General features: G+C 69.5%; 14 protein-coding genes. 10 read left to right on the plus strand and 4 right to left on the minus strand.

Annotation, left to right across the window (positions count from 1 at the left end; all coding sequences use genetic code 11):
* Nucleotides 1-400: 400 nt before the first annotated feature.
* Nucleotides 401-661 (minus strand): hypothetical protein, encoded by a 261-nt coding sequence (locus HNQ61_RS22475; RefSeq protein WP_170037138.1) that lies wholly within the window; start codon nt 659-661, stop codon nt 401-403.
* A 484-nt stretch (nt 662-1,145) separates the two neighbouring features.
* Between HNQ61_RS22475 and kaiC the strand changes: the two genes are divergently transcribed.
* From kaiC to HNQ61_RS22495, 4 genes are all read left to right on the plus strand, one after another.
* Nucleotides 1,146-2,864, plus strand: coding sequence for a circadian clock protein KaiC (gene kaiC / locus HNQ61_RS22480; RefSeq protein ID WP_170037140.1), 1,719 nt, complete (start codon nt 1,146-1,148; stop codon nt 2,862-2,864).
* Between the two features lie 14 nt (nt 2,865-2,878).
* Entirely contained in the window at nt 2,879-3,187 is a 309-nt protein-coding gene (locus tag HNQ61_RS22485; RefSeq protein ID WP_170037142.1) for a circadian clock KaiB family protein, read from the plus strand.
* Nucleotides 3,162-6,773: a PAS domain-containing protein gene (locus tag HNQ61_RS22490; RefSeq protein ID WP_170037144.1), complete on the plus strand. Its 3,612-nt coding sequence runs from the start codon at nt 3,162-3,164 to the stop codon at nt 6,771-6,773. Before HNQ61_RS22485 ends, HNQ61_RS22490 begins: the two co-directional genes overlap by 26 nt.
* Nucleotides 6,774-7,406: 633 nt before the next feature.
* The gene (locus HNQ61_RS22495; RefSeq protein WP_170037146.1) at nt 7,407-7,916 is read left to right on the plus strand and encodes a DinB family protein; all 510 of its coding nucleotides are present in this window, start codon (nt 7,407-7,409) and stop codon (nt 7,914-7,916) included.
* 181 nt (nt 7,917-8,097) lie between these two features.
* Here the strand turns inward: HNQ61_RS22495 and ahcY are convergent, their stop codons facing one another.
* The 3 genes from ahcY to HNQ61_RS22510 all read right to left on the minus strand — a co-directional run bounded on the left by ahcY (nt 8,098) and on the right by HNQ61_RS22510 (nt 12,292).
* Nucleotides 8,098-9,576, minus strand: coding sequence for an adenosylhomocysteinase (ahcY, locus tag HNQ61_RS22500; protein ID WP_420816137.1), 1,479 nt, complete (start codon nt 9,574-9,576; stop codon nt 8,098-8,100).
* 152 nt (nt 9,577-9,728) lie between these two features.
* Complete coding sequence (locus HNQ61_RS22505) at nt 9,729-10,679, minus strand: ArsR/SmtB family transcription factor (RefSeq protein WP_170037148.1); 951 nt, start codon at nt 10,677-10,679, stop codon at nt 9,729-9,731.
* Between the two features lie 1,169 nt (nt 10,680-11,848).
* The gene (locus HNQ61_RS22510; protein ID WP_170037150.1) at nt 11,849-12,292 is read right to left on the minus strand and encodes a winged helix-turn-helix transcriptional regulator; all 444 of its coding nucleotides are present in this window, start codon (nt 12,290-12,292) and stop codon (nt 11,849-11,851) included.
* A gap of 134 nt (nt 12,293-12,426) precedes the next feature.
* Here HNQ61_RS22510 and HNQ61_RS22515 point away from each other — a divergent pair, with 134 nt between their 5' ends.
* From HNQ61_RS22515 to HNQ61_RS22535, 6 genes are all read left to right on the plus strand, one after another.
* On the plus strand, nt 12,427-13,020 hold the full coding sequence (locus HNQ61_RS22515; protein ID WP_170037152.1) for an NADPH-dependent FMN reductase: 594 nt from the start codon (nt 12,427-12,429) through the stop codon (nt 13,018-13,020).
* 5 nt (nt 13,021-13,025) lie between these two features.
* A complete protein-coding gene (locus tag HNQ61_RS22520) occupies nt 13,026-13,946 on the plus strand; it encodes an NAD-dependent epimerase/dehydratase family protein (protein ID WP_170037155.1) in 921 nt (306 codons plus the stop codon).
* 533 nt (nt 13,947-14,479) lie between these two features.
* Nucleotides 14,480-16,582, plus strand: a complete 2,103-nt coding sequence (locus HNQ61_RS22525) for an acetate--CoA ligase family protein (RefSeq protein WP_170037158.1) — start codon at nt 14,480-14,482, stop codon at nt 16,580-16,582.
* Between the two features lie 534 nt (nt 16,583-17,116).
* The gene (locus tag HNQ61_RS22530; protein ID WP_170037161.1) at nt 17,117-18,847 is read left to right on the plus strand and encodes an AAA family ATPase; all 1,731 of its coding nucleotides are present in this window, start codon (nt 17,117-17,119) and stop codon (nt 18,845-18,847) included.
* 108 nt (nt 18,848-18,955) lie between these two features.
* On the plus strand, nt 18,956-19,087 hold the full coding sequence (locus HNQ61_RS29320) for a hypothetical protein (protein WP_276510281.1): 132 nt from the start codon (nt 18,956-18,958) through the stop codon (nt 19,085-19,087).
* A 201-nt stretch (nt 19,088-19,288) separates the two neighbouring features.
* Nucleotides 19,289-21,340, plus strand: coding sequence for an EAL domain-containing protein (locus tag HNQ61_RS22535; protein WP_170037164.1), 2,052 nt, complete (start codon nt 19,289-19,291; stop codon nt 21,338-21,340).
* Nucleotides 21,341-21,728: the final 388 nt, after the last annotated feature.

Raw genomic sequence — 21,728 nt, forward strand, 5'->3', positions numbered from 1 at the left:
CTCCGGCGGTTGCCGGGCCACATCATGCGCTCCCCGCCGCGCGCGCCCCACACTTCAGTCGCGACTCTCGGGTAACGATTCCCGCCACAATGGGTGACATCGGATGCGTTTCGCAACCACCAGATCACAAGCGGCCATGCCGGTTTGTGCAGCAGCGGCGGCGGATTCAGCCGTCCGCGCGCACTGCGGGCCCGCGGGCGCCGTTCTCGGAATCAGACAGTTTCATCCCGATGCGCTCCGTTCCGCTCCGTCCCTCCGCGCGGGGCGGCGCCGCGATCCGGAAAACGAGAAAGGCGGGCTCCCCATGGGGAGCCCGCCTTTGCGGTACCTGTTCCTTTCCGTCGCCCGGCGCGTGTGAAGCGGCGTACGCTTCCGCGCTCTCAGTGGCTCCGGATCATCTTCAATAGCGCGCCCTCAGCCGGGCGGGTGCCATCACCATCCGCCGCGGACGCACCGCGGTGCGTACCACTCCCAGCGTGATCACCGCGAGGCCAAGCGTGGCGGCGGCGATTTCGGGGCGTCCCAGCACCAGCGCCAGCGCGCACGCGGCAAGCAGGGGGACGGCGTGAAGAAGAGTGATTTCCCAGACGGTCGCGCGCGGAGTGCCGACACCACGACGAGCCTGGGCCACGAGCCACTGCAGACGTTCTCGATCTTCCATCGTACGGGTTGTGTTGCCGGCGCGCGGTCCGCGGCGCCACCCTCGCGGGTAAGGGCGCCTCGCCAGCAGTCCTCAGTGTGCGGCCCGAAACTCCGGGCCGGTGGGACCGCACGGAACCGGCGGCAAACTCGCCGCGCGGTTCCCCGTCTCCCGCCGCGGACGCGGCGATTGGGGACGGTACTGGTACCCGCGGAACCAGCCTTGGTTCTGGGGCACATGGAAAATTTAGCGCAGATCGCCCGTTCGCGCCACCCGGGCCCCCAGCCTGGAGCGCGCGAGCGGCGTCCGGGTGTGACGGCGGACGCGGGCCATCCGTCATCCCTCACCTGCCCCACTCCTTTCCCGCCTGCCACCTTTCGTATTTCGTCATCAAAGGCCCGTACACATTCGTAGCGTTATAGACTATATTCATCGTCGACAATCAACGGCCGTCCCCCGATTGCTGCTGGCGCGTCCCCCGCGCCGCCCCCCGTCCGGCACCCTGATGACCGAATCCGCCCACACCGCGCGCAAGAGCCCCACCGGAATTTCCGGCTTCGACGAACTCACCGGCGGCGGTCTGCCCAGCGCGCGCATTACCGTGGTGCTGGGTAGCGCCGGCGCGGGAAAGACCGTCTTTTCGCTGCAGACGCTGGTGAACGCCGCCGCCCGCGGCGAGCCCGGCGTGTTCGTGGCGTTCGAGGAGGACACCCGCCGCATCCGCGAAAACGCCGACTCCTTTGGATGGAACCTCAAGGAGCTGGAGCAGGAGCAGTTGCTGTTCGTGGACGCGTACGTTTCTCCCACGCACACCATTTCCGGCGACTTCGACCTGGGCGGCGTGCTGGCGCAGGTGGCCGACCAGGTGAAGCAGATCGGCGCGAAGCGCGTGGTGTTCGACGGCATCGACGTGCTGCTGGCGCTGCTGGAAGGCCCGGCCGCCGCGCGGCGCGAGCTGTTTCGCCTGTTCGAGTGGCTGGCCGAGCGCGACCTCACCTGCATTCTGACCGCCAAGGCCGAGGGCCCGGACCCGCTGGCCTCGCCGCAGTACGGCTACCTTCCCTTCATGGCGGACTGCGTGATCCTGCTGCAGCACACCCTGCGCGAGCGGGTGAGCGTGCGCGGCATCCGCGTGGTCAAGTACCGCGGATCGGGCTTTTCGGAAAACGAGTTTCCCGTCGTCATCACCGGCGACGGGATGGAGGTGGCCACCTACGGCCGCGCGGACCTGGTTCACCCCGTGTCCAGCGAGCGCGTCAGCAGCGGCGTTCCCGCGCTGGACGAGATGCTGGACGGCGGATACTTCCGGGGCAGCAGCATTCTGCTCACCGGCGCGCCGGGCGTGGCCAAGACCACCCTCTCCTCCAGCTTCGCCGACGCCACCTGCGCGCGGGGCGAGCGGGTTCTCTTTCTTTCCTTTGACGAGCCGGCCGAACAGATTGTCCGCAACCTGAGCTCGGTGGGGATGAACCTGGGGCGCTGGGTGGATGAGGGACTGCTGGACATCTGGTCGCTGCGTTCCGAGGCGCGCGGGGTGGAAGAGCACCTGATCGAGATCAAGAAGCGGCTGCTGGCCTTTCGTCCATCGGCCCTGATCGTGGACCCGCTCAGCGCGCTGGCCAAGTCCGGCGGCGAAGTGGCCGCGGTGGACGGCAGCCTTCGCCTGCTGGACTTCGCCAAGTCGCAGGGGATCACCGTCCTGTGCACCAGCCTGCAGGAAGGGAGCGACCCGCTGGCCGAGCAGAGCTCGCTGCAGGTGTCCACCATCGCCGACACCTGGTTCCACCTCTCGTACCACGTGCGCGGCGGCGAGCGCAACCGCGCGCTCACGGTGGTGAAGTCGCGCGGAATGGCGCACAGCAACCAGGTGCGCGAGATGATCCTCACCCGCGGAGGCATCACCCTGGCGGACGTGTACAGCGCCGGCGGCGACGTGCTCATGGGCACCGCGCGGTGGGAAAAGGAGGACGAGGAGCGCCGCCTGGCCGCCCAGGCCGCCACGGACGCGGAGGAGCGCCGGCTGGAGCTGGACCGCACCGAGGCCGAGCTGCGGCTGCGCATGGCCAGCATGGAGCGCGAGCTGGCCGGCGTGCGCGCCCAGCGCGAAGCCGCCGAAGCCGCCGCCCTGGCCGCGGCCGACGAGCGCGAGAAGGTGATGAACGGCATCCTGCGGCGCCGCGGCGCTCAGCCCGGGCAGGACGCGGACGCCGCGCCGCGGCCATGACGCAGGCCGCGCCCATGCACGACTCTTCCGGGGCCGCCGCGCCCCTGCGCCTGCGCCTGTACATCAGCGGAAACGCGCCCAACTCTCTTTCCGCCATCCGCAATCTGCGCGTGATCGCCGGCGAGCACCTGTCCGGCCCGTACGAGATCGAGGTGGTGGATGTGGTGACGGACGGCGTACGCGCCGTGCACGACCGCATCCTGGTAACCCCCACCCTGCTGCTGGTGGACCATCCTCACGTCCGCGTGCTCGGCAATCTGTCCGACACCGCACGCGTCCTCGCCACGATCCTTCCCCATGACCAACCTCATGCTCGCTCCTGAAGACCGGGGCGCCCGCCTAGAAGAGCTGGTCCGCCACTTTGCCGCGCTGCAGGCGGAAATCGAAGAGCTTTCGGGGGGCGAGCTGGACGCGCTGGTCCCCGCGTCTTCCGGCGCCTTTCTGCTCCCCGCGGCGCACCACGCGCTGCTGCGGCAGGAGCAGGAGTTCCGCGCCCTGGTGGAGCAGTCGCCGGACCCCATCAGCCGCTTTGGCCCGGACGGCCGCGTCGTGTACGCCAACCCCGCCATGGAGACGCTGCTGGTGTGCCCCGCGGAGCGGCTGCTGGGCGGCACGCTGCGCGACGCGGACACCCCGTGGACCGGGCTGGACGCCTGGCAGGAGGCCGTGGAGCGGGCGGCGCACGGCGAGCAGCCGGCCGAGGAGGAGTTCATGCTGCGCAGCCAGGGCGGCGCGGTGCGGGCGTACGCCTGCCGCCTGCACCCCGAGTTCCGCGCGGACGGCGGCCTGGACTCGGTGCTGGTCATCGCCCGCGAAACGACGGCGCGCCGCTCGGCCGAGGACGAGGTGCGCGAGTCGCGCTCCTTTCTGCAGGCCAGCATCGACGCGCTTTCCGCGCACCTGGCCGTGGTGGACCCGCACGGCACCATCGTGGCGGTGAACGCGGCGTGGCGGCGCTTTGCCGAGGCGGGCGCGTCGGACTGCACGGGGCTGGGCGACAACTACATGGAGATCTGCGCCCGCGTCCGCGGCGAGGACGGGGTGACGGCGGCGCGCTCGGCGGAGGGGATCCGCGCGGTGCTTTCGGGGGCGGAGGACTTCTTTTCCCTGGAGTACCCCTGCGACGGCCCGGACGGGCGGCTCTGGTTCAAGATGCGCGTCACCCCGCTGCTGACGGGCGGGCAGCGGCACGCCGTGGTGGCGCACGAGGACGCCACGGCCGAGCACGTGGCGCACGCGCTGGCCGAGGCCGAGCGCGACCGCGCCGTGCGCATCCTGGAAAGCGTGACCGACGCCTTCTACACGCTGGACGCCGAGTGGCGCTTTCAATACCTGAACCCGCAGACGGAGCCGCTGCTCAAGCGCAGCCGCGCGGAACTGGTGGGGCGCAGCGTGTGGGACGAGTTTCCCGGCACCGTGGGATCAGTGTTTGAACACGAATTCCATGCCGTGGTGGCCACCGGAGAGCCGAGGACGTTCGAGACGTACTTCCCTCCCCTGGACGCGTGGTTCGAGGTCAACGCGTACCCCAGCGGAGAGGGAATCGCCGTCTACTTTCGCGACGTCACCCGCAGGCGGCTGCGCGACCAGGAAGCCGCGCTCTTCACCGAGCGGCTGGCGGAGGAGCGCAGCCTGCTGAACGCGGTGTTGCAGCAGCTCCCCGTGGGCGTCATCATCGCCGAGGCGCCGTCGGGGCGGCTGATTCTGGGCAACAAGAAGGTGGACGAGATCTGGCGCCACGGCTTCATGTCGTCGCGCTCGTCGGATGAGTACGGGGAGTGGGAGGGCTACCACCTCGACGGCCGCCGCGTCAGGGCCGACGAGTGGCCGCTGGCGCGGGCGCTGCGCACCGGCCGCGTCGTGGTGGACGAGATGTACGAGGTGGTGCGCGCGGACGGCATGCGGGGCACGGCCCGGCTGAGCGCCGCGCCCGTGCTGGACGCGCGGGGCGAAATCATCGCCGGCGTGGTGATCGCCGCCGACGTCACCGACGAGACGGCCGCCGCGCGCGCGCTGCAGGCCAGCGAAGAACGCTATCGCCTGCTCTTTCGCGCCACCAACGATGTCATCTGGGACTGGGACATCGCCACCGGCAGGCTGGTGTGGAACGAGTCGCTCACGGCGGTGCTGCGGCATCCGCTGGGCGCGCACACCGAGTCGCTGGTGTGGTGGAAGCAGCACATTCACCCGGAAGACCGCGAGCGGGTGGAAGCGCGTCTGGCAGTGGTGATCTCCGGCCCGGACCTTACCTGGAGCGACGAGTACCGCTTTCTGCGCGCGGACGGCGGCTACGTGCGCATTCTGGACCGCGCCTACCTGCTGCGCGACGAGGACGGGCGCGCGGTGCGCATGATCGGCTCCATGCTGGACCTGAGCGAGCGCGAGCGGGTGGAGGACGCCGTCCGCCTGCAGGCGCTGCTGCTGGACACGGTGCAGCAGGCCGTCATCGCCACCGATCTGGACGACGTCATCACCTCGTGGAATCCCTACGCCGAGCAGCTGTACGGCTGGCGGGCGGAAGAGGTGCTGGGCCTTACCCGGCGCGAGGTGTTCGGCGAAACCATCGTGCAGGCCGACGCGGAGTCGGCCACGGCGCTCAACCGCGGCGAAAGCTGGTCCGGCGAGCTCACCATCACCCGGCGCGACGGGCGGCGGCTTACGGTCGTCAGCATGCGTTCCCCGGTGCTGGATTCGGCCGGGCGAACCATCGGCGTGGTGGGGGTGAGCACCGACCTCACCGAGCAGCGCAGCCTTGAGGAGCAGCTGCGGCAGTCGCAGAAGATGGAAGCGGTGGGAATGCTGGCCGGCGGGGTGGCGCACGACTTCAACAACGTGCTCACCGTCATCGGCGGCAACGTGAGCCTGCTGCTGGACGACACGGCGCCGGACGATCCGCGGCGGCAGGACCTGGGGCAGATCGCCGAGGCGGCGGAGCGCGCGGCGGGGCTCACCCGGCAGCTTCTGGCCTTCAGCCGGCGGCAGATTCTGAAGCCGCAGAGCCTGGAAGTCAGCTCGCTGGTTTCGGGGATGATCCCCATGCTCAAGCGTCTGCTGGGCGAGGACGTGGACCTGCACTTTCAGACCACGGGCCAGGTGGGGAACGTGGAGGCGGACCCGGGCCAGCTGGAGCAGGTGCTGATGAACCTGGCCGTGAACGCGCGCGACGCCATTCCCGCCGGCGGGCGCATCTCCATCGAGACGGCGGAGGTGGAGTTCGATGGATCGCAGCGCGCGTGGGACGGGTCGCGCATTCCCGCCGGGTGCTACGCCATGCTCGCGGTGAGCGACACGGGAAGCGGGATGACGCAGGACGTGATGAGCCGTGTGTTCGAGCCCTTCTTCACCACCAAGGAGGTGGGGCGCGGCACGGGGCTGGGCCTGTCCACCGTGTACGGCATCGTGCGGCAGAGCGGCGGATACGTGTGGGTGTATTCCGAGGTGGGCGTGGGGAGCGTCTTCAAGATCTACCTGCCGACGGTGGCGCGGCCCGTGACGTCGCGCGCGGTGGCGGACCGGCCGGTGGCGGGCGGGGACGAGACGATCCTGCTGGTGGAGGACGAGGACGCGGTGCGGATGGTGGCGCGCCGGTCGCTGACGCGCTTCGGCTACACCGTGGTGGAGTGCCGCGACGGAGTGGAGGCGATTGAGACGGCCGAGCGCGAGGGCGACCGCATTCAACTGGTACTGATGGACGTGGTGATGCCCAACATGAGCGGCCAGGCGGCGGCCACGCGGCTGGAGGAGGTGCTGACCGGGGTGCCGGTGATCTTCATGTCCGGGTACACGGACGACGAGGTGCTGCGGCGGGGCGTGCTGACGTCCGAAGCGCTGTTTCTGCAGAAGCCGTTCACCCCGTGGGCGCTGCTGGAGATGGTGCGCACCACGCTGGACAAGCGCGCCGCGAAGTAGTTCGCCGCTCACTTCCGTTCCGCTGGAGCAAGGGCCGTCGATCCGTGTGATCGGCGGCCTTTGCTGCGTTCGGAAGCAATCCGGGTTTCACGCGGAGGACGCGGAGGTTCTGACGGAGGGGCACGCGGGGGAACTGCGGGGGAGAAACGCGCCGGAACATTCCTTTGTTATGGCGGACTCCATCGCGCGGAAGGGTTCTGCCGCCGGGGCGCGCGTCGTCGTGCGTGGCGCGGAATTGGACCGGGCGGAAGGTAGATCCTTCGGTCGCGCAGGGTCCGGCGCGGCGGAGAGCCCGGCGCACGCTCCCTCAGGATGACATGGATTTGTGCGGGAATCCGTTGCGAGAACTCGGAAAATGTCATCCCGAGGAGGCGCCGGAGGCACTTGCAGGCGCGGGGAAACTGGGCGCCGACGAAGGATCTGCTTTCCGCGCGAGAACGGGCGGGCGTGACGTGACGTGGCCGCGCCGGCGCCGTTCGGTTTGTCCGCGCGCAAGCGGATGTTGATTTGACAGTCAACCCAGCCTTCGCCGAACGTGTAGCCGTTCCGACGTTCCGGGCTCCATCCGCCGGCTCTCATCTATCCGCCGCGCGGACGGCGCTCCGGCTCCGCTACCTCTGATAGGTGCCGACGATGGACATGGATTCCGTGACGACGCTGCTGGACCACCTGGAACGCGTGCACCAGCGGACGCGGCGCGTGGTCGCGCTGATTCCGCCGGACGACGTGGAGTGGTCGCCCGCGCCCGGGTGGTTCACCTTCGGCGGGCTGGTGCGCCACCTGGCCGGGCTGGAGCGGTGGATGTTCGCCGAGAACGTGCAGGGCCGCCCCAGCCGCTATCCCGGCCACGGTCCCGAGCGGGCGAGCGGGCTTCCCGCCGTGCTGCACTACTACGACCGCCTGCACGACGAATCGCGCGCCATCTTCGCCGCGCTGGACGCGGACGCGCTGCAGGAAAAAGTGTCCACGCCGGCCGGCGCGCGGATGGCCGTGTGGAAGTGGCTGCGCGCCCACGTCGAGCACGAGGCGCACCACCGCGGCCAGTTGTACCTGATGCTGGCCCTGCGCGGCGTCGCCACGCCTCCGCTGTACGGCCTGACCTCCGAAGAAGTGCGCGCCCGCTCCGAGCCCGCCCCGGAGTGAGCGCTGGGAGGCCGGCCTTCCGGCAGCGGAAAGTCCCAAGTTCCGGAACGAGAAGCGGGGCGAGGGATCTCTCCCCCGCCCCGCCCCGGCGATCCGTCAGTCGGGCACCGGGCCCTGAGCACTGGGCACTTCAGTCCCAGCACTCACGCACCCAGCACCCCGCACTCACGCACTTCCGTGCTTAGTACCGGTAGTGCTCCGGCTTGTACGGCCCTTCCAGCGGCACGCCGATGTAGTCGGCCTGCTTGGGCGACAGCTGGGTCAGCTTCACGCCCAGCTTGTCCAGGTGCAGGCGCGCCACCTTTTCGTCCAGCTTCTTGGGAAGGACGTACACCTTCTTTTCGTAGCTGTCGTTGTTGGTGTGCAGCTCGATCTGCGCCATCACTTGGTTGGTGAAGCTGGCGCTCATCACGAACGAGGGGTGGCCCGTGGCGCAGCCCAGGTTCAGCAGGCGGCCTTCCGCCAGCAGCATCACGCTGTGCCCGTCGGGGAACACGAACTCGTCGTACTGCGGCTTGATGTTGATCCGCTCGATGCCGGCCTTCTTGAGCCCGGCCATGTCGATCTCGTTGTCGAAGTGGCCGATGTTGCCCACGATGGCCTTGTCCTTCATGCGGGCCATGTCGTCAACGGTGATGATATCCTTGTTGCCGGTGGCCGTGATGAAGATGTCGGCCGTCTCCAGCACCGCATCCAGCGTGGTCACCTGGTAGCCTTCCATCGCCGCCTGCAGCGCGCAGATGGGATCGATCTCCGTGACGATCACGCGGGCGCCCTGGCCCTTGAAGGCCTGCGCGCACCCCTTGCCCACGTCGCCGTAGCCGCATACCACGGCCACCTTGCCGGCCAGCATCACGTCGCTCGCGCGCAGAATGCCGTCCGTCAGCGAGTGGCGGCAGCCGTACAGGTTGTCGAACTTGGACTTGGTGACGCTGTCGTTCACGTTGATCGCCGGGAACAGCAGCGTTCCCGCGTTCATCATCTCGTACAGGCGGTGCACGCCGGTCGTCGTCTCTTCCGACACGCCGCGCAGCTCGGCCGCGATGCGGGTCCACCCCTGCGGGTCCGCGCCGATGGTGCGGCGCAGCGTCTCCAGGATCACGCCCCACTCTTCGGGATCGTTCTCCTCGTCGAACGCCGGGATCACGCCCGTCTTCTCGTACTCCACGCCCTTGTGGACGAGCAGGGTGGCGTCGCCGCCGTCATCCAGCAGCAGGTTGGGGCCGGTGCCGTCGGGCCACAGCAGCGCCTGCTCCGTGCACCACCAGTACTCTTCCAGCGTCTCGCCCTTCCAGGCATAGACGGGCACGCCGGCGGGCTCCTGCTCGGTGCCTTCCTTGCCCACGACCACCGCGGCGGCCGCATGGTCCTGGGTGCTGAAGATGTTGCAGCTCACCCAGCGCACGTCGGCGCCCAGCTCCACCAGCGTCTCGATGAGCACCGCGGTCTGCACGGTCATGTGCAGCGAGCCCATGATCTTGGCGCCGGCCAGCGGGTTCTTGCCGGCGTACTCGGCGCGCAGCGCCATCAGGCCCGGCATTTCGTGCTCGGCCAGGCGGATCTCCTTGCGGCCGAAGTCGGCCAGGGAGATGTCGGCGACCTTGAAGGGCTCGCGGCCGGCTTCGCGGGCGGCGATAAAGGGGCTGGTCAGTTCGGCGATGCTCACGTAAAACCTCAGGGAATAGGGAATAGGGAATCGGGAATAGGAACTACGGGATCAGCGTCACTGCGTTGTACGGGGCGGATTGCGCCGCTCCGGGACTGCTTTTCGGGCGATCAGAATCGGTGGATCAGGTTCAACCGCAATCTCCGTCATCGGTCCAGGCGGCGGGCGCTGGCGCAGAACAGGCGCGGCCCGCGGGCGCTGGGGTCCGGCGGGAGCGGAAGGTAGCGTACGGCGGACAGTCCCGCGTCCGTCATCCATCCGCCCATCTGCTCCTCCGCAAAGCCCTGCCACAGGTGTCCCATGGCCTGGCGGTACTCCTCGCGGTCGTGCGGCATCATGTCCATCACCAGCAGCCGGCCGCCGGGGCGCAGCGCCCGCGCCGCCTCGGCCACGGCCTGCGCCGGCTCGGCGACGTAGTGCAGCACCAGGAACGCCACGGCGGCGTCCAGCGCGCCGTCATCCACAGGCAGCGACTCCAGCTCGCCGGCGCGCACCTCCACGTTGGCCAGCGGCGCCAGGCGGGCGCGGGCGGCGTCCAGCATGGCGGGCGAGCTGTCCACGGCCACCACGCGGTGGACGAAAGGCGCGAGGGTCGCCGCCACCTGCCCTGTTCCGCACCCCAGGTCGCCCACGGTCCATTCCTCGTCCAGCAGGCCGAGCAGTCCGACCAGGTCCGCGCGGCGTCCGAAAAGGTCGGCCCGGAGACGGTCCCACTCGCCCGCGGCGCTGCTGAAGAACTCGCGCGACCGCGTGGCCCGCTCGGCCAGCACGCTGCGCAGCCGTTCCGCGTCCTGCACGGCGGACGGGAGGCCGGCCACGCCTGGGCGAACCAGCGTCCACAGCTGCCGCGCGTCCGCTTCCAGCCGGTCCAGCGGCATGCGGTAGCGGCGGCTGGTGCCTTCTGCCCGCGCGCTCACCCAGCCCTCGTCGCCCAGCAGCTTCAGGTGGCGGCTTACGGTGGACTGGGGAAGCTGCAGCACCTGGCACATCTCGCCCACGGTCAGCTCGTGCCGCTCCAGAACCAGGAGCAGCCGGCTGCGTGTGGTGTCGGCCAGGGCCGACATGCGGTCGAAGATCGCGGGTGCTGCAACGCTCATCCATTCTCCATCCGTAGATCCGGATGGAAAGATACAACAGGCACTCTCCGTACGCAAGCAGCCCCACCGCAGCGAGTGCCGTGCGGCTGTTTGGTCGATGAAGATCATCCCCAATCCGCCGCGCCGGCCGTCGAGGCGGAGCGTTGCAAGATGTTGAGGAGAAACGCGATCAAGCGATGGATGTCATGCGCGTTCTGAGATCCCGAACCGGCCATCCGGCGTCCCGATCACCACCCATCCCGCGGCCGTGGATTCGGTGCGGTGGAGGGCTGAGTCGCGGCCGCACGCCTCGCTCAAGACGGGCGGCGGCCCGCGGCAACCATGGACCGCGCCTCGCTATCCCGCCCATCGCGTACGCGGGTCGCGCGGCAGTGGATGGGTGCGGTGATGCGTGAGTCGGGGCCGCGCCTCGCCATCCCGCCAATCGCGTTAGGCGGGTCCTACGGCAGGGGATCGGAACGGTGGATGCGTGGGTCGCGGGCGCGCCTCGTCATCCCGCCAGTCGCGTTACGCGGGTTCGCGGCAGGAGATCGGAGCGGTGAATTAGTCAGTCGCGTACGCGCGCCTCGCGAGAGCGGATGAATCCGCCGCTCCAGGAGCGGGAACCCCCGACCCGGCGCCATAGGCGCGCCGTTCGGGGCTTCAACTGCGAGGTGCAGTCCCATGCAGTTGAAGCCCCGATCATGGACGCGATAGCGGCCGTGAGTCGGGGCTTACCGCTGTTGGAGCGGCGGATTCATTCGCTCTTGGAGAGCCGGCGGCCCGCGACAACCATGGGCCGCGCCTCGCCGTCCCGCCGATCGCGTTACGCGGGTCGTACGGCAGGGGATCGGAGCGGTGGATGCGTGGGTCGCGTACGCGCGCCTCGCGAGAGCGGATGAATCCGCCGCTCCAGAAGCGGGAACCCCCGACCCGGCGCCATAGGCGCGCCGTTCGGGGCTTCAACTGCGAGGTGCGATCCCATGCAGTTGAAGCCCCGATCATGGACGCGACAGCGGCCGTGAGTCGGGGCTTACCGCTGTTTGAGCGGCGGATTCATTCGCTCTTCGAGAGCCCGCGGCCCGCGACAACCATGGACCGCGCCTCGACGTCCCGCCAATCCGCTCCTGTGTGGCGACGATCATCATTCCATCCCTGGGGACGATCATCTCTCCCTCGCCGAGACCGCCTCAGCCGGGCTTGTCCCCTGCCCAGCCGTCCTCTTCGCCGTCGTAGCGCAGGCGGGCGGCCTCGATCTCCTCGCGGTGCGCGAGCGACCAGTCCAGCAGCGGACCCACCACGCCGCGCAGCGTGGAGCCCAGCGGCGTAAGCGCATACTCCACGCGCGGCGGCACCTCCGGATACATGGTGCGCACGACCAAGCCGTCACGCTCCAGGCCGCGCAGCGTCACCGTGAGCATGCGCTGGCTCAATCCGTGGATGCGGCGCAGCAATTCGCTGAACCGCAGCGTGCCGGCGGCGCCCAGCACGTGAATCACGTACACGGACCACTTGTCGCCCACGCGCCGCAGGATCTCGGCGCCGCCGCAGCGGTCCGGAGTGTGGTCGCCCACGAAGGCGATGATGTCTTCGCGCCGCGTGACGGCGGGCGCGGTGAGCGCTTCGGAGTCCATGGGTTCCCTGCGGGTAACTGAGGCACGTAGCCGTGCGTTCTTCCACGAGCGGCGAGGTGGACATAGCTTCACGTCCAGCCGGTTACTGTTCGTAACCTAACCACTCATCGTCACGAAGTCACGGAGCGTCACTCATGGCCGCAGACATCCGCATCGCCATCATTCCCGGAAGCACCCGCGACACCCGCTTCGGCGACAAGCCCACCCGGTGGATACAGGAGATCGCCGCCGCGCGAGGGAACATGGAAGTTGAACTGGTGGACCTTCGCGACTTCGACATGCCGTTCTTCAACGAGATTGCGTCCAACATGTGGGTGCCGACGCAGAACCCCGAGGCGGTGCGCTGGCAGAAGACGGTGGCGCAGTTCGACGGCTACATCTTCGTCACGCCCGAGTACAACCGCAGCATCACCGGCGTGCTGAAGAACGCGCTGGACTACGCGTATCCCGAGTGGAACCGCAAGGCGGCGGCGTGCGTGGGATACGGCCCCACCGGCGCCACGCGCGCCGTGGAGCACCTGCGGCTGATCGCGGTGGAACTGCAGATGGCGCCCACGCGCACTGGCGTGCACATCCAGGGCGCGGACTTCATGGCCGCGCTGAAGGGCGAAAAGCGCGTGGAGGAACTGGAGTATCTGCGTCCCAACATCGACAGCATACTGGACGAACTGGTCTGGTGGACGCGCACCCTCAAGGCTGGCCGCGACACCGCCGCCGCCGCGAGCTGACCGTCATGAAGATCTTCATCACCGGCGCGTCCGGATACATCGGAGGCGTGGTCGCGTCGCACTTCGCGGGGCTGGGGCATGATGTGACGGCGCTGGCGCGATCGGAGGAGTCCGCTGCGCGCCTGAGTTCTGCCGGGTTCCGCGTGCATCGCGGCGACGTATCCGATCCCGCCAGCTTCGTCTCCGCGGTCGCGGCGGCGGACGGCGTGGTGCACGCGGCGGTCGGCGGCGCGCGCGGCGTGACGGCGGACGACGAGGCCGCGCTGGAGGCGATGGTGGGCGCGTTGGAGGGACGCGGTGCGCCGCTCATCCTTACCAGCGGCCTGGGCGTGTACGCCGGCATGCAGGCGGCGGTGGTGGATGAGGATACGCCCATGGACGCCGCCATTCCGCAGCAGCAGGCGCGCGTCCGGCTGGAGCAGCAGGCGGTGCGGGCGGCGGAGCGCGGCGTGCGGACGGTCGTCATCCGCCCGGCGAACGTGTATGGGCAGGGCGGCGCGGGATTGTTCACGCGGCTGCAGTTGGAGTACGCCGAGCGGACCGGCGCGGGCGCGGTTCCGGGGGACGGTTCGGCACCCTTCGTCACCGTGCATGCAGACGACCTGGCGGCGGCGTACGCGGCGGCGCTGGAGCGTGCGCCGGCGGGATCGGTGTACAACCTCGCAGGGCAGTCGCACACGTTCCGCGAGTTGGCGGGCGCCATGAGCCACGCGGTGGGCGGCGGCGGGCGCACGGTTGCGCTCAGCGCGGACGAGGCGCGCGAGGCGTGGGGTCCTCTCGCGGCGCTGATCACTTCCATTCCCGCCATCTCCGCGCTTCGTGCGACGGTGGAACTGGGATGGACGCCGCGCGCGCCCTCGCTCACGTGGGAGCTCACGCACGGCTCCCTCCTCCGCGCGGGCGCGGAGGACGCGCGGCAGACATAAACCGATCTGTCGCAACGTTATCGATGCTCCAAGAACATGAGCGCCCCGCGATAATCCGTCGCGGGGCGTTCTGCGTGCGTGGGCCGAGCGCCAGACCATTCCGGCCGGAAGACGCCCCCTCGGCCTCGGTGTTGACCCGAATCATCTAGCCGTCCGCGAGCGCTCTGGAGCGAATGAATCCGCCGCTCCAGAAGCGGGAACCCCCGAGACGGCGCCATAGGCGCGCCGTTCGGGGCTTCAACTGCCAACGAATCGCATGCAGTTGAAGCCCCGATCATGGACGCGGCAGCGGCCATGAGTCGGGGGTTCCCGCTGTTTGAGCGGCGGATTCATTCGCTCTCGCGAGGCGTGCGGCCGCGACTCACACTCCTCCACCGCACAGACGTGTGTGCATCGACGGGAATCCCCCTGACGCGCGTCCGGCATCTCCGCATTGTACGCGCTTCCCCGCCCCGGTACCTTGGTCGCAAGCGAATCGTCTCTCGTACTTTCGTACCTTTCGTACTTCCGCACCCCGCACTCACGCACTCCCCTTGCTCGACGCCATCTTCCGCCCGCGCTCCATCGCCGTCGTGGGCGCGAGCCGCAAGCCCGACACGCTGGGCTACAAGATCCTGGAAAACCTCGTCCGCTACGGCTTCAACGGCGCGGTCTATCCCGTGAATCCCACGGCGGATGCGGTGCACAGCATCCGCGCGTTCCCGTCCGTGGAGGCCATTCCGGACCCGGTGGACATGGCCGTGCTCGTGGTCCCCAAGCAGCACGTGCTGGCGGCGGCGGAGGCGTGCGGCCGCAAGGGCGTGAAGGGCCTCGTCGTGATCAGCGCGGGGTTCGCGGAAACGGGCGGCGCGGGCGTGCAGCGGCAGGCGGAGCTGATGGAGATCGTGCGGCGCCACGGGATGCGGCTCGTGGGGCCCAACTGCATGGGCGTGCTCAACACGGCGCCGGACCGGTCCATGAACGCCACCTTCGCCCCCACCATGCCGCCCGCCGGCCCGGTCGCCTTCATGAGCCAGTCGGGGGCGATGGGGGTGACGATCCTCGACTACGCGGCGGAGTACGGCATCGGCATCAGCCAGTTCATCTCGGTGGGTAACAAGCCGGACGTCAGCGGCAACGACCTGATCCAGTACTGGGCCGATGACGAGCGGACGGGCGTCATCCTCATGTACCTGGAGAACTTCGGCAACCCGCGCCGCTTCACGCAGTTGGCGCGCGAGATCACCCGCCGCAAGCCGATCCTGGCCGTGAAGTCCGGCCGCTCCGGCGCGGGAGCCCGGGCCGCGTCGTCGCACACGGGCGCGCTGGCCGGTACGGATGCCGCCACGGACGCGCTCCTGCGCCAGTGCGGCGTGCTGCGGATGGACACCGTGGAAGAGATGTTCGACCTGGCGATGGCGTTCTCGCACCAGCCGGTGCCGCGCGGTAACCGCGTGGCCATCGTCACCAACGCGGGCGGCCCGGGAATCCTGATCGCCGATGCGTGCGAGGCCGCGGGGCTGCACGTGACGGAGCTGGCGGAAAACACGCGCGCCCTGCTCGCCGCGAACTTCCCCGAAGAGGCGTCGTTCGCCAATCCCGTGGACATGATCGCGTCCGCCAACGCGCAGAGCTACCGGATCGCGGTGGAGGCGGTGCTGGCGGATCCCAACGTGGACGCGGTGATCGCCACCTTCGTTCCTCCGCTCGGAATCCGCCAGGAAGACGTCGCCGAGGCCATCGTCTCCGTGGCCGCGGGGCGCACGGACAAGCCGGTGCTCGCCGTGCTGATGGGGCGCGAGGGGCTGCCGCAGGGGATGGCGGAGCTGAACGCGGCCGGCATTCCCGCGTACCGCTTTCCGGAATCCGCCGCGCGTGCGCTGGGCGCGTTGTACCGCTACCGGCAGTGGCTGGAGCGTCCCGTCGGCGCGATGGCGGAATACGAGGTGGACCGCGAATCGGTTGCCGCCATCCTGGCCGGCGCGCGGGCGGAAGAACGCGCGAAGCTGACGGAGATGGAAGTGATGCGCGTGCTGGAGGCGTACGGCATCCCCGTCGCGCCGTATCGCGTGGCGCGGACCGTAGAGGAAGCGGCGGCCGCGGCGCAGGCCATCGGCTGGCCGGTGGTGATGAAGGTGCTGTCGCCGCGCATCATCCACAAAAGCGACGTGGGCGGCGTGGTGGTCGGAGTGGAGGATGAGGATGCGCTGCGTGCCGCCTTCCATCGCCTGACGACGGAGGTGCCGGAGCGCGCCGGGCTCCCCGCGGACGCGGTGGATGGCGTCCTCGTGCAGCGGATGATGAGCGGCGGCAAGGAAACGATCCTGGGGATGACGCAGGACCCGCAGTTCGGCCCCGTGCTGATGTTCGGGCTTGGCGGGATCTATGTGGAGGCGCTGCGCGACGTGGTGTTCCGCGTGCAGCCGGTGACGGACGTGGATGCGGCGGAAATGGTGCGGGGCATCCGTGGCATCAAGCTGCTGGAAGGCATCCGCGGCGAGCCCGCCTCGGACCTGCGCGCGGTGGAGGAAGTGATCCAGCGCCTGTCGCAGCTTGTGGGCGACCACGATGCCATCCGCGAGCTGGACGTGAACCCCTGGCTCGCCTTTCCCGCCGGCGGCGTCGCCGTCGACGGCCGCATCACCGTCGCCCTTTGATCCGTCCGCGGGCAGATTCGAGGAGGTGCCGGGGCGAGCGCCGGAGTGAATCGCGAAGTTGGCTCGGCGGATGGTAGATCCTTCGGTCGCGCAGAGTTCGGAGTGGCGGAAGGCGCCGCGCACGCTCCCTCAGGATGACATGGCTGGGTGTGGTAACCGTCAGCCCCGCAACAACATGTCATCCTGAGGAGGCGCCGGACGCCCCTTCTGTCACGCCGAACTCTGGCGCCGACGAAGGATCTACTTTCCCACAAGCCAACGTCGCGCTCACGACGGCACTTTCCCCCGCAGTCCGCGAAGGCGGACTTCGTGCTTGTCCAGCGGCGAATTCATTCGCTCCTGGATGGCGGACGCACGGTGCTCACCGAAATCAACGGATACCTGCTCCCGCAGTCCGCGCAGGCGGACTTCGCGCCGTTGCTGCCGCGACTTCAGTCGCCCCTCCGTTCCCGGCCCTGCAGGCTGGCGCGCACGTCCACGCGAGATGATGTTGTCTCCGCAGATCCGCCCTGCCCCACCCCGCCCATCATCCCGATGACCCCCGCCGAGCTCTACGACGAACTCCACGACCTCGCAGGCCGCGCCGAGCGCCGCGGCGACTGGTCGCGTCCATCGTCCATCGCCAACGAGGTGCAGAAGCACGTGATGGACGTGCTGTTCACCATCGCCCGCGCGGATGGCGACATCAGTCGGCCGGAATCGGCGTTCCTGGCGGAACTGCTCGCCAGCGGCGTGCGCGCGCAGAACGCCCAGCTCCGCGACATGGTGCGCACATTCGGCCGCGGCGAGGGCGACGGGCAGGCCGTGCTCAAGCGCGTGCCGCACTACTTCCGTGTCCTCGTGGCGGGAGACCAGATGCGCGGCACGGTGAACGCGGCCAACGCCGCCGCCTGTCTTCGCGAACTGGGCCTGCATCTGATCGCCGCGGACGGCCACAACCTTCCGGCGGAGGTCGCGCTCCTGACCGAGCACGTGTCCAGCCTGGAAGCCGCCATCTCCGAGGCCAACGTGCAGCAGCCCCGCCCCGAACTGGCGGACGGCGGCGCGCCCGGCGAGATGCCGGCGATGGACACCGGCGACGCGGCCGGCCGCACACTCCTGGTCCCGCAGCCCTCGCCCGCCGCTCCCGTGCCCTCCGCCGAGGCCGTCCAGCCTCCCCCGGCGAACCTGGACGAACTGATGGCGCGGCTGAACCGGCTGGTGGGACTCGGCCGCGTGAAGCAGGAGGTGGCGACGCTCGCCAACCTGGTGCGCGTTCGCAGGATGAGGCAGGAGCGCAACATGCGCGTTCCGCCCATGACGCTGCACATGGTCTTCACCGGCAACCCGGGGACGGGCAAGACGACGGTGGCGCGGCTGCTGGCGGAGATCTTCCGCGCGCTGGGCGTGCTCTCCAGGGGGCACCTGGTGGAGACGGACCGCTCCGGGCTGGTGGCGGGATACGTGGGGCAGACGGCCATCAACGTCGCCGAAAAAGTGCAGGCGGCGATGGGCGGCATGCTGTTCATCGACGAAGCCTACGCGCTGGCCAGCAGCGACAGCGGGCAGGACTTCGGGCGCGAGGCGGTGGACGCGCTGGTGAAGCTGATGGAGGACAACCGCGCCGACCTCATCGTGGTCGTGGCCGGCTATCCCGCGCCGATGGAGAAGTTTCTGGAAAGCAATCCGGGGCTGCGCTCGCGCTTCAACCGGTTTCTGAACTTCGACGACTACGTCCCCGCTGAACTCTTCGCCATTCTGGAGCGGATGTGCGAGGACAACGGCTACACGATGTCACCGGAGGCGGCGGCGCACGCCAAGGCGTGGCTGCGGCACCTGTTCGCGAACCGCGGTCCCAACTTCGGCAACGGCCGCGAGGTGCGGAACGCGTTCGAGCAGGCGCTGGCCCGCCACGCCAACCGCATCGGCCCCGTGGAGGCCCCCACCGACGAGGCCCTCTGCACCCTGCACCCCGCCGACTTCCCCGACCTGCCGGAGGGCGTGCATCCCGCGGACCCGTCGCAGGTCTCGACAGCAGATACGGCGATCCTTGTCGATCGTCCGCTGGATGGCAACTCCGATGCAGACGCGCGGTCCGCCGATCATCCCGCATCCGCCACGGACGACGATGCCGCCGGCGGTGCGATGACCAGCGGCGCCGATCCGCGGATTGCCAGCGCGGAGCCCACGGCGACGCCGGGTGAGGAAGCCGGTTCACGTCGGGATGATGAGACGCAGCTGTTTCCACCAGGCACATCGACGGATGCGCCACGCGGGCCGGCGTGACAGCGTGAGGGCGACCTGAGCCGCGCCGCTGGCATTCGCGGGGCGGGCGGTATATCTTGTGCGCCAACGAGACCGGAACCATCAAGACGACCAATCCGCGAGGGAGATATGGCTGGCTGGGGAACGCTTTTCTGGCACATCGGCGTGTTTCTGTTCATCACGCTGCTGGTGTACCTGGTTTGCCTGCAGTTCATCCGCCTGGAAGACAAGCGCACCCAGCGCTTCGGCCCGCGCCGCTGACCCCGGCGCCGCGCCGTTTCCTCGCATGTGACTCCCCTCGCGGGGCGGCCCCTCAGGCCGCCCCGCTTGTGTTTGCGGCGGCGTGAGGATTGCGCGATTCCGTCCACTGTGGTAAGAGTAGTACAACCCGCAAACATCCGTTCTCCCGGCCCGCCGCGCCCCGACCGGGGCGGGCGCCGCCCTCCCGGACCCCGGAACGCCGTGCCCCATCGCGCGCTACGCAACCGGAGCGACTGGCCGCGCCTCGCTGCCCGCACGCTGCACGCCCCCTCTGGGCTGCTGCTGTCGCGCGAGGCGGACGGGAGCGTGTCTGAGCGGCCGTTCGGAGACGCGTCGCTCATCCCCGCCCTGCGTCCCATGGCGGCGCGCTGCATGGAAACGGTGGAGCCGCACGCCTCCGTGGGCGTACTCTGCGCCCCCATCTGCGATTCCGCGGGCACCCTGCTGGGCGCGCTGGCCGTGGGCGAGGCGGGGCGCACGTGGCAGCAGCCGGAAATGGCGCTGCTGCGCGAGCTGGGCGCCGGCGCCGCGGCCGAGATCTCGTCGCGCATCGCCGCGGCGGCGCTGCGCGAAAGCGAGGAGCGCTTCCGGGCCATGTTCGAGGGCGCGGCCATCGGCGTGCTGGTGGTGGACATGGACGGCCGCATCGTGCAGAGCAACACCGCCTACCGCGCCATGGTGCGGCTGAGCGAGCGGGAGCTTCACGGACTGCACTTCTGGAAGCTCACCCACCCCGGCGAGAACGCCGCCAGCCTGAACCTGTTCCACGACCTGGCCGCCGGGCGGCGCAACGCGTACCGGGTGGAGATGCGTTACCAGCTGCAGGACGGCAGCGCCATCTGGGTGCACCTGGCCACCTCCGTGGTGCGAGACGGCGCGGGGCGTCCCAGCTTCTGCGTGGCGATGGTGGAAAACATCACCGGCCGCAAGGAAATGGAGCAGCGGCTGCGGCACGACGCGCTGCACGACGCGCTGACGGACCTTCCCAACCGCACCCTGTTCGCCACGCGCCTGGCCCAGGCCGCCGCGCGGGTGGAGGCGGACGGCACGCCGCGCCCGTTCGCCGTCTACTTTCTGGACCTGGACCGCTTCAAGCTGGTCACCGACTCGCTCGGCCACCTGGTGGGCGACGAGCTGCTGCGCGCGGTGGCGGGGCGGCTGCGCGGCTGCGTGCGCCCGGCCGACACGGTGGCGCGCTTTGGCGGCAAGGAGTTCGTGCTGCTGCTGGACGGCGTGGGCAGTGCGGCCGAGGCGGGGCGCCGCGCGGAGGAGCTGCAGGCCGTGCTCGCCGTTCCGGTGGACCTGGACGGATACGAGGTGTTCACCTCGGCCAGCATCGGGATCGCGCTTTCCGCCGATGCGCCGGGCGAGCCACAGAACCTGCTGCGCAACGCGGACGCCGCCATGTACCGGGCGCGCGCCGCGGCCCAGGAGCGGTACGCGGTCTTCAACGAGTCCATGCACAACCAGGCGCTGGCGCGGCTGCAGCTGGAAACGGACCTGCGGCAGGCCATTCGCCGGGGCGAGTTCCGCCTCGTGTACCAGCCCATCGTGGACCTTGCCGCGGACCGCGTGGCGGGATGGGAAGTGCTCGTCCGCTGGCGGCATCCGGTTCGGGGGATGGTGAGCCCGCTGGAGTTCATCGGCGTGGCGGAGGACACGGGGCTCATCGTGCCGCTGGGGCGCTGGGTGCTGCACGAGGGCTGCCGGCAGCTGGCGGAGTGGATGGCGGCGGACCCGGACGGCGGACCGCGCTTCATCACCGTCAACGTGTCGGCGCGGCAGTTTCTGGATGTGCAGTTGGTGGACGAGGTGGAGCGGGCCATGCGCGACCACGGCCTGCGCCCCGGCAGCCTGAAGCTGGAACTGACGGAAAGCACGGTGATGGGCGATCCGGCCGCGGCCGCGGGGCTGCTGGGGCGGCTGCGAGGGCTGGGGATTCCCATCTACCTGGACGACTTCGGGACGGGATATTCGTCGCTCGCGTACCTGCACCAGCTTCCGCTGGACGGGCTCAAGATCGACCGCTCGTTCGTGCAGCGGTCGGGCGAGATGGCGGTGGTGCAGACGATCGTGGCGCTGGCGCGCAGCCTGGGCGTGGTGGTGGTGGCGGAGGGGATCGAGGAACCGGCGCAGCTGGAGGCACTGCGGGCGATGGGGTGCGAGTACGGCCAGGGCTACCTGTTCGCCAAGCCGCTGGAGCCGGAGGCCGTCGCCGCCACCCTGCGCGTTCCCGTGCCTGTCGTGGCGTAAAGAAAGCTTCAGGGATCGCGATCGGGTTGACGATCAAACGCGGGTGGAGGATGATCCTCCACCCGCGTTGTGTGTTGGCGAGCTTTGGTGTTCGGTTGAGAGTTGGCTTGGCGGATGGCAGATCCTTCAGTCGCGCCGTGCTTTGGCGCCTCAGAAAGCTCAGCGCCCGCTCCTTCAGGATGACATGGATTGTTGGGGGCTGATGATGGAGCACACCCCGACCATGTCATCCTGAGGAGGCGCCTACGGCACCGTCCGTCGCGCCGATGCCCGGCGCCGACGAAGGATCTACTTGTCAAGGCCCGGGTGATTATGTGGGTCGGCACGGAAGAGTCCTGGGCTCTTCTGGTACCAGTCGAGCATCGCGTCGCGCGGCGTCTTGTGGCCG

This window comes from Longimicrobium terrae (assembly GCF_014202995.1).
GTDB lineage: Bacteria > Gemmatimonadota > Gemmatimonadetes > Longimicrobiales > Longimicrobiaceae > Longimicrobium > Longimicrobium terrae.

Excerpts from the sequence above, each read along its gene's own strand:
- HNQ61_RS22475 (WP_170037138.1), bottom strand. The coding sequence starts at position 661 with ATGGAAGATCGAGAACGTCTGCAGTGGCTCGTGGCCCAGGCTCGTCGT.
- kaiC (WP_170037140.1), top strand. The coding sequence starts at position 1,146 with ATGACCGAATCCGCCCACACCGCGCGCAAGAGCCCCACCGGAATTTCC.
- HNQ61_RS22485 (WP_170037142.1), top strand. The coding sequence starts at position 2,879 with ATGCACGACTCTTCCGGGGCCGCCGCGCCCCTGCGCCTGCGCCTGTAC.
- HNQ61_RS22490 (WP_170037144.1), top strand. The coding sequence starts at position 3,162 with ATGACCAACCTCATGCTCGCTCCTGAAGACCGGGGCGCCCGCCTAGAA.
- HNQ61_RS22495 (WP_170037146.1), top strand. The coding sequence starts at position 7,407 with ATGGACATGGATTCCGTGACGACGCTGCTGGACCACCTGGAACGCGTG.
- HNQ61_RS22505 (WP_170037148.1), bottom strand. The coding sequence starts at position 10,679 with ATGAGCGTTGCAGCACCCGCGATCTTCGACCGCATGTCGGCCCTGGCC.
- HNQ61_RS22510 (WP_170037150.1), bottom strand. The coding sequence starts at position 12,292 with ATGGACTCCGAAGCGCTCACCGCGCCCGCCGTCACGCGGCGCGAAGAC.
- HNQ61_RS22515 (WP_170037152.1), top strand. The coding sequence starts at position 12,427 with ATGGCCGCAGACATCCGCATCGCCATCATTCCCGGAAGCACCCGCGAC.
- HNQ61_RS22520 (WP_170037155.1), top strand. The coding sequence starts at position 13,026 with ATGAAGATCTTCATCACCGGCGCGTCCGGATACATCGGAGGCGTGGTC.
- HNQ61_RS22530 (WP_170037161.1), top strand. The coding sequence starts at position 17,117 with ATGACCCCCGCCGAGCTCTACGACGAACTCCACGACCTCGCAGGCCGC.
- HNQ61_RS29320 (WP_276510281.1), top strand. The coding sequence starts at position 18,956 with ATGGCTGGCTGGGGAACGCTTTTCTGGCACATCGGCGTGTTTCTGTTC.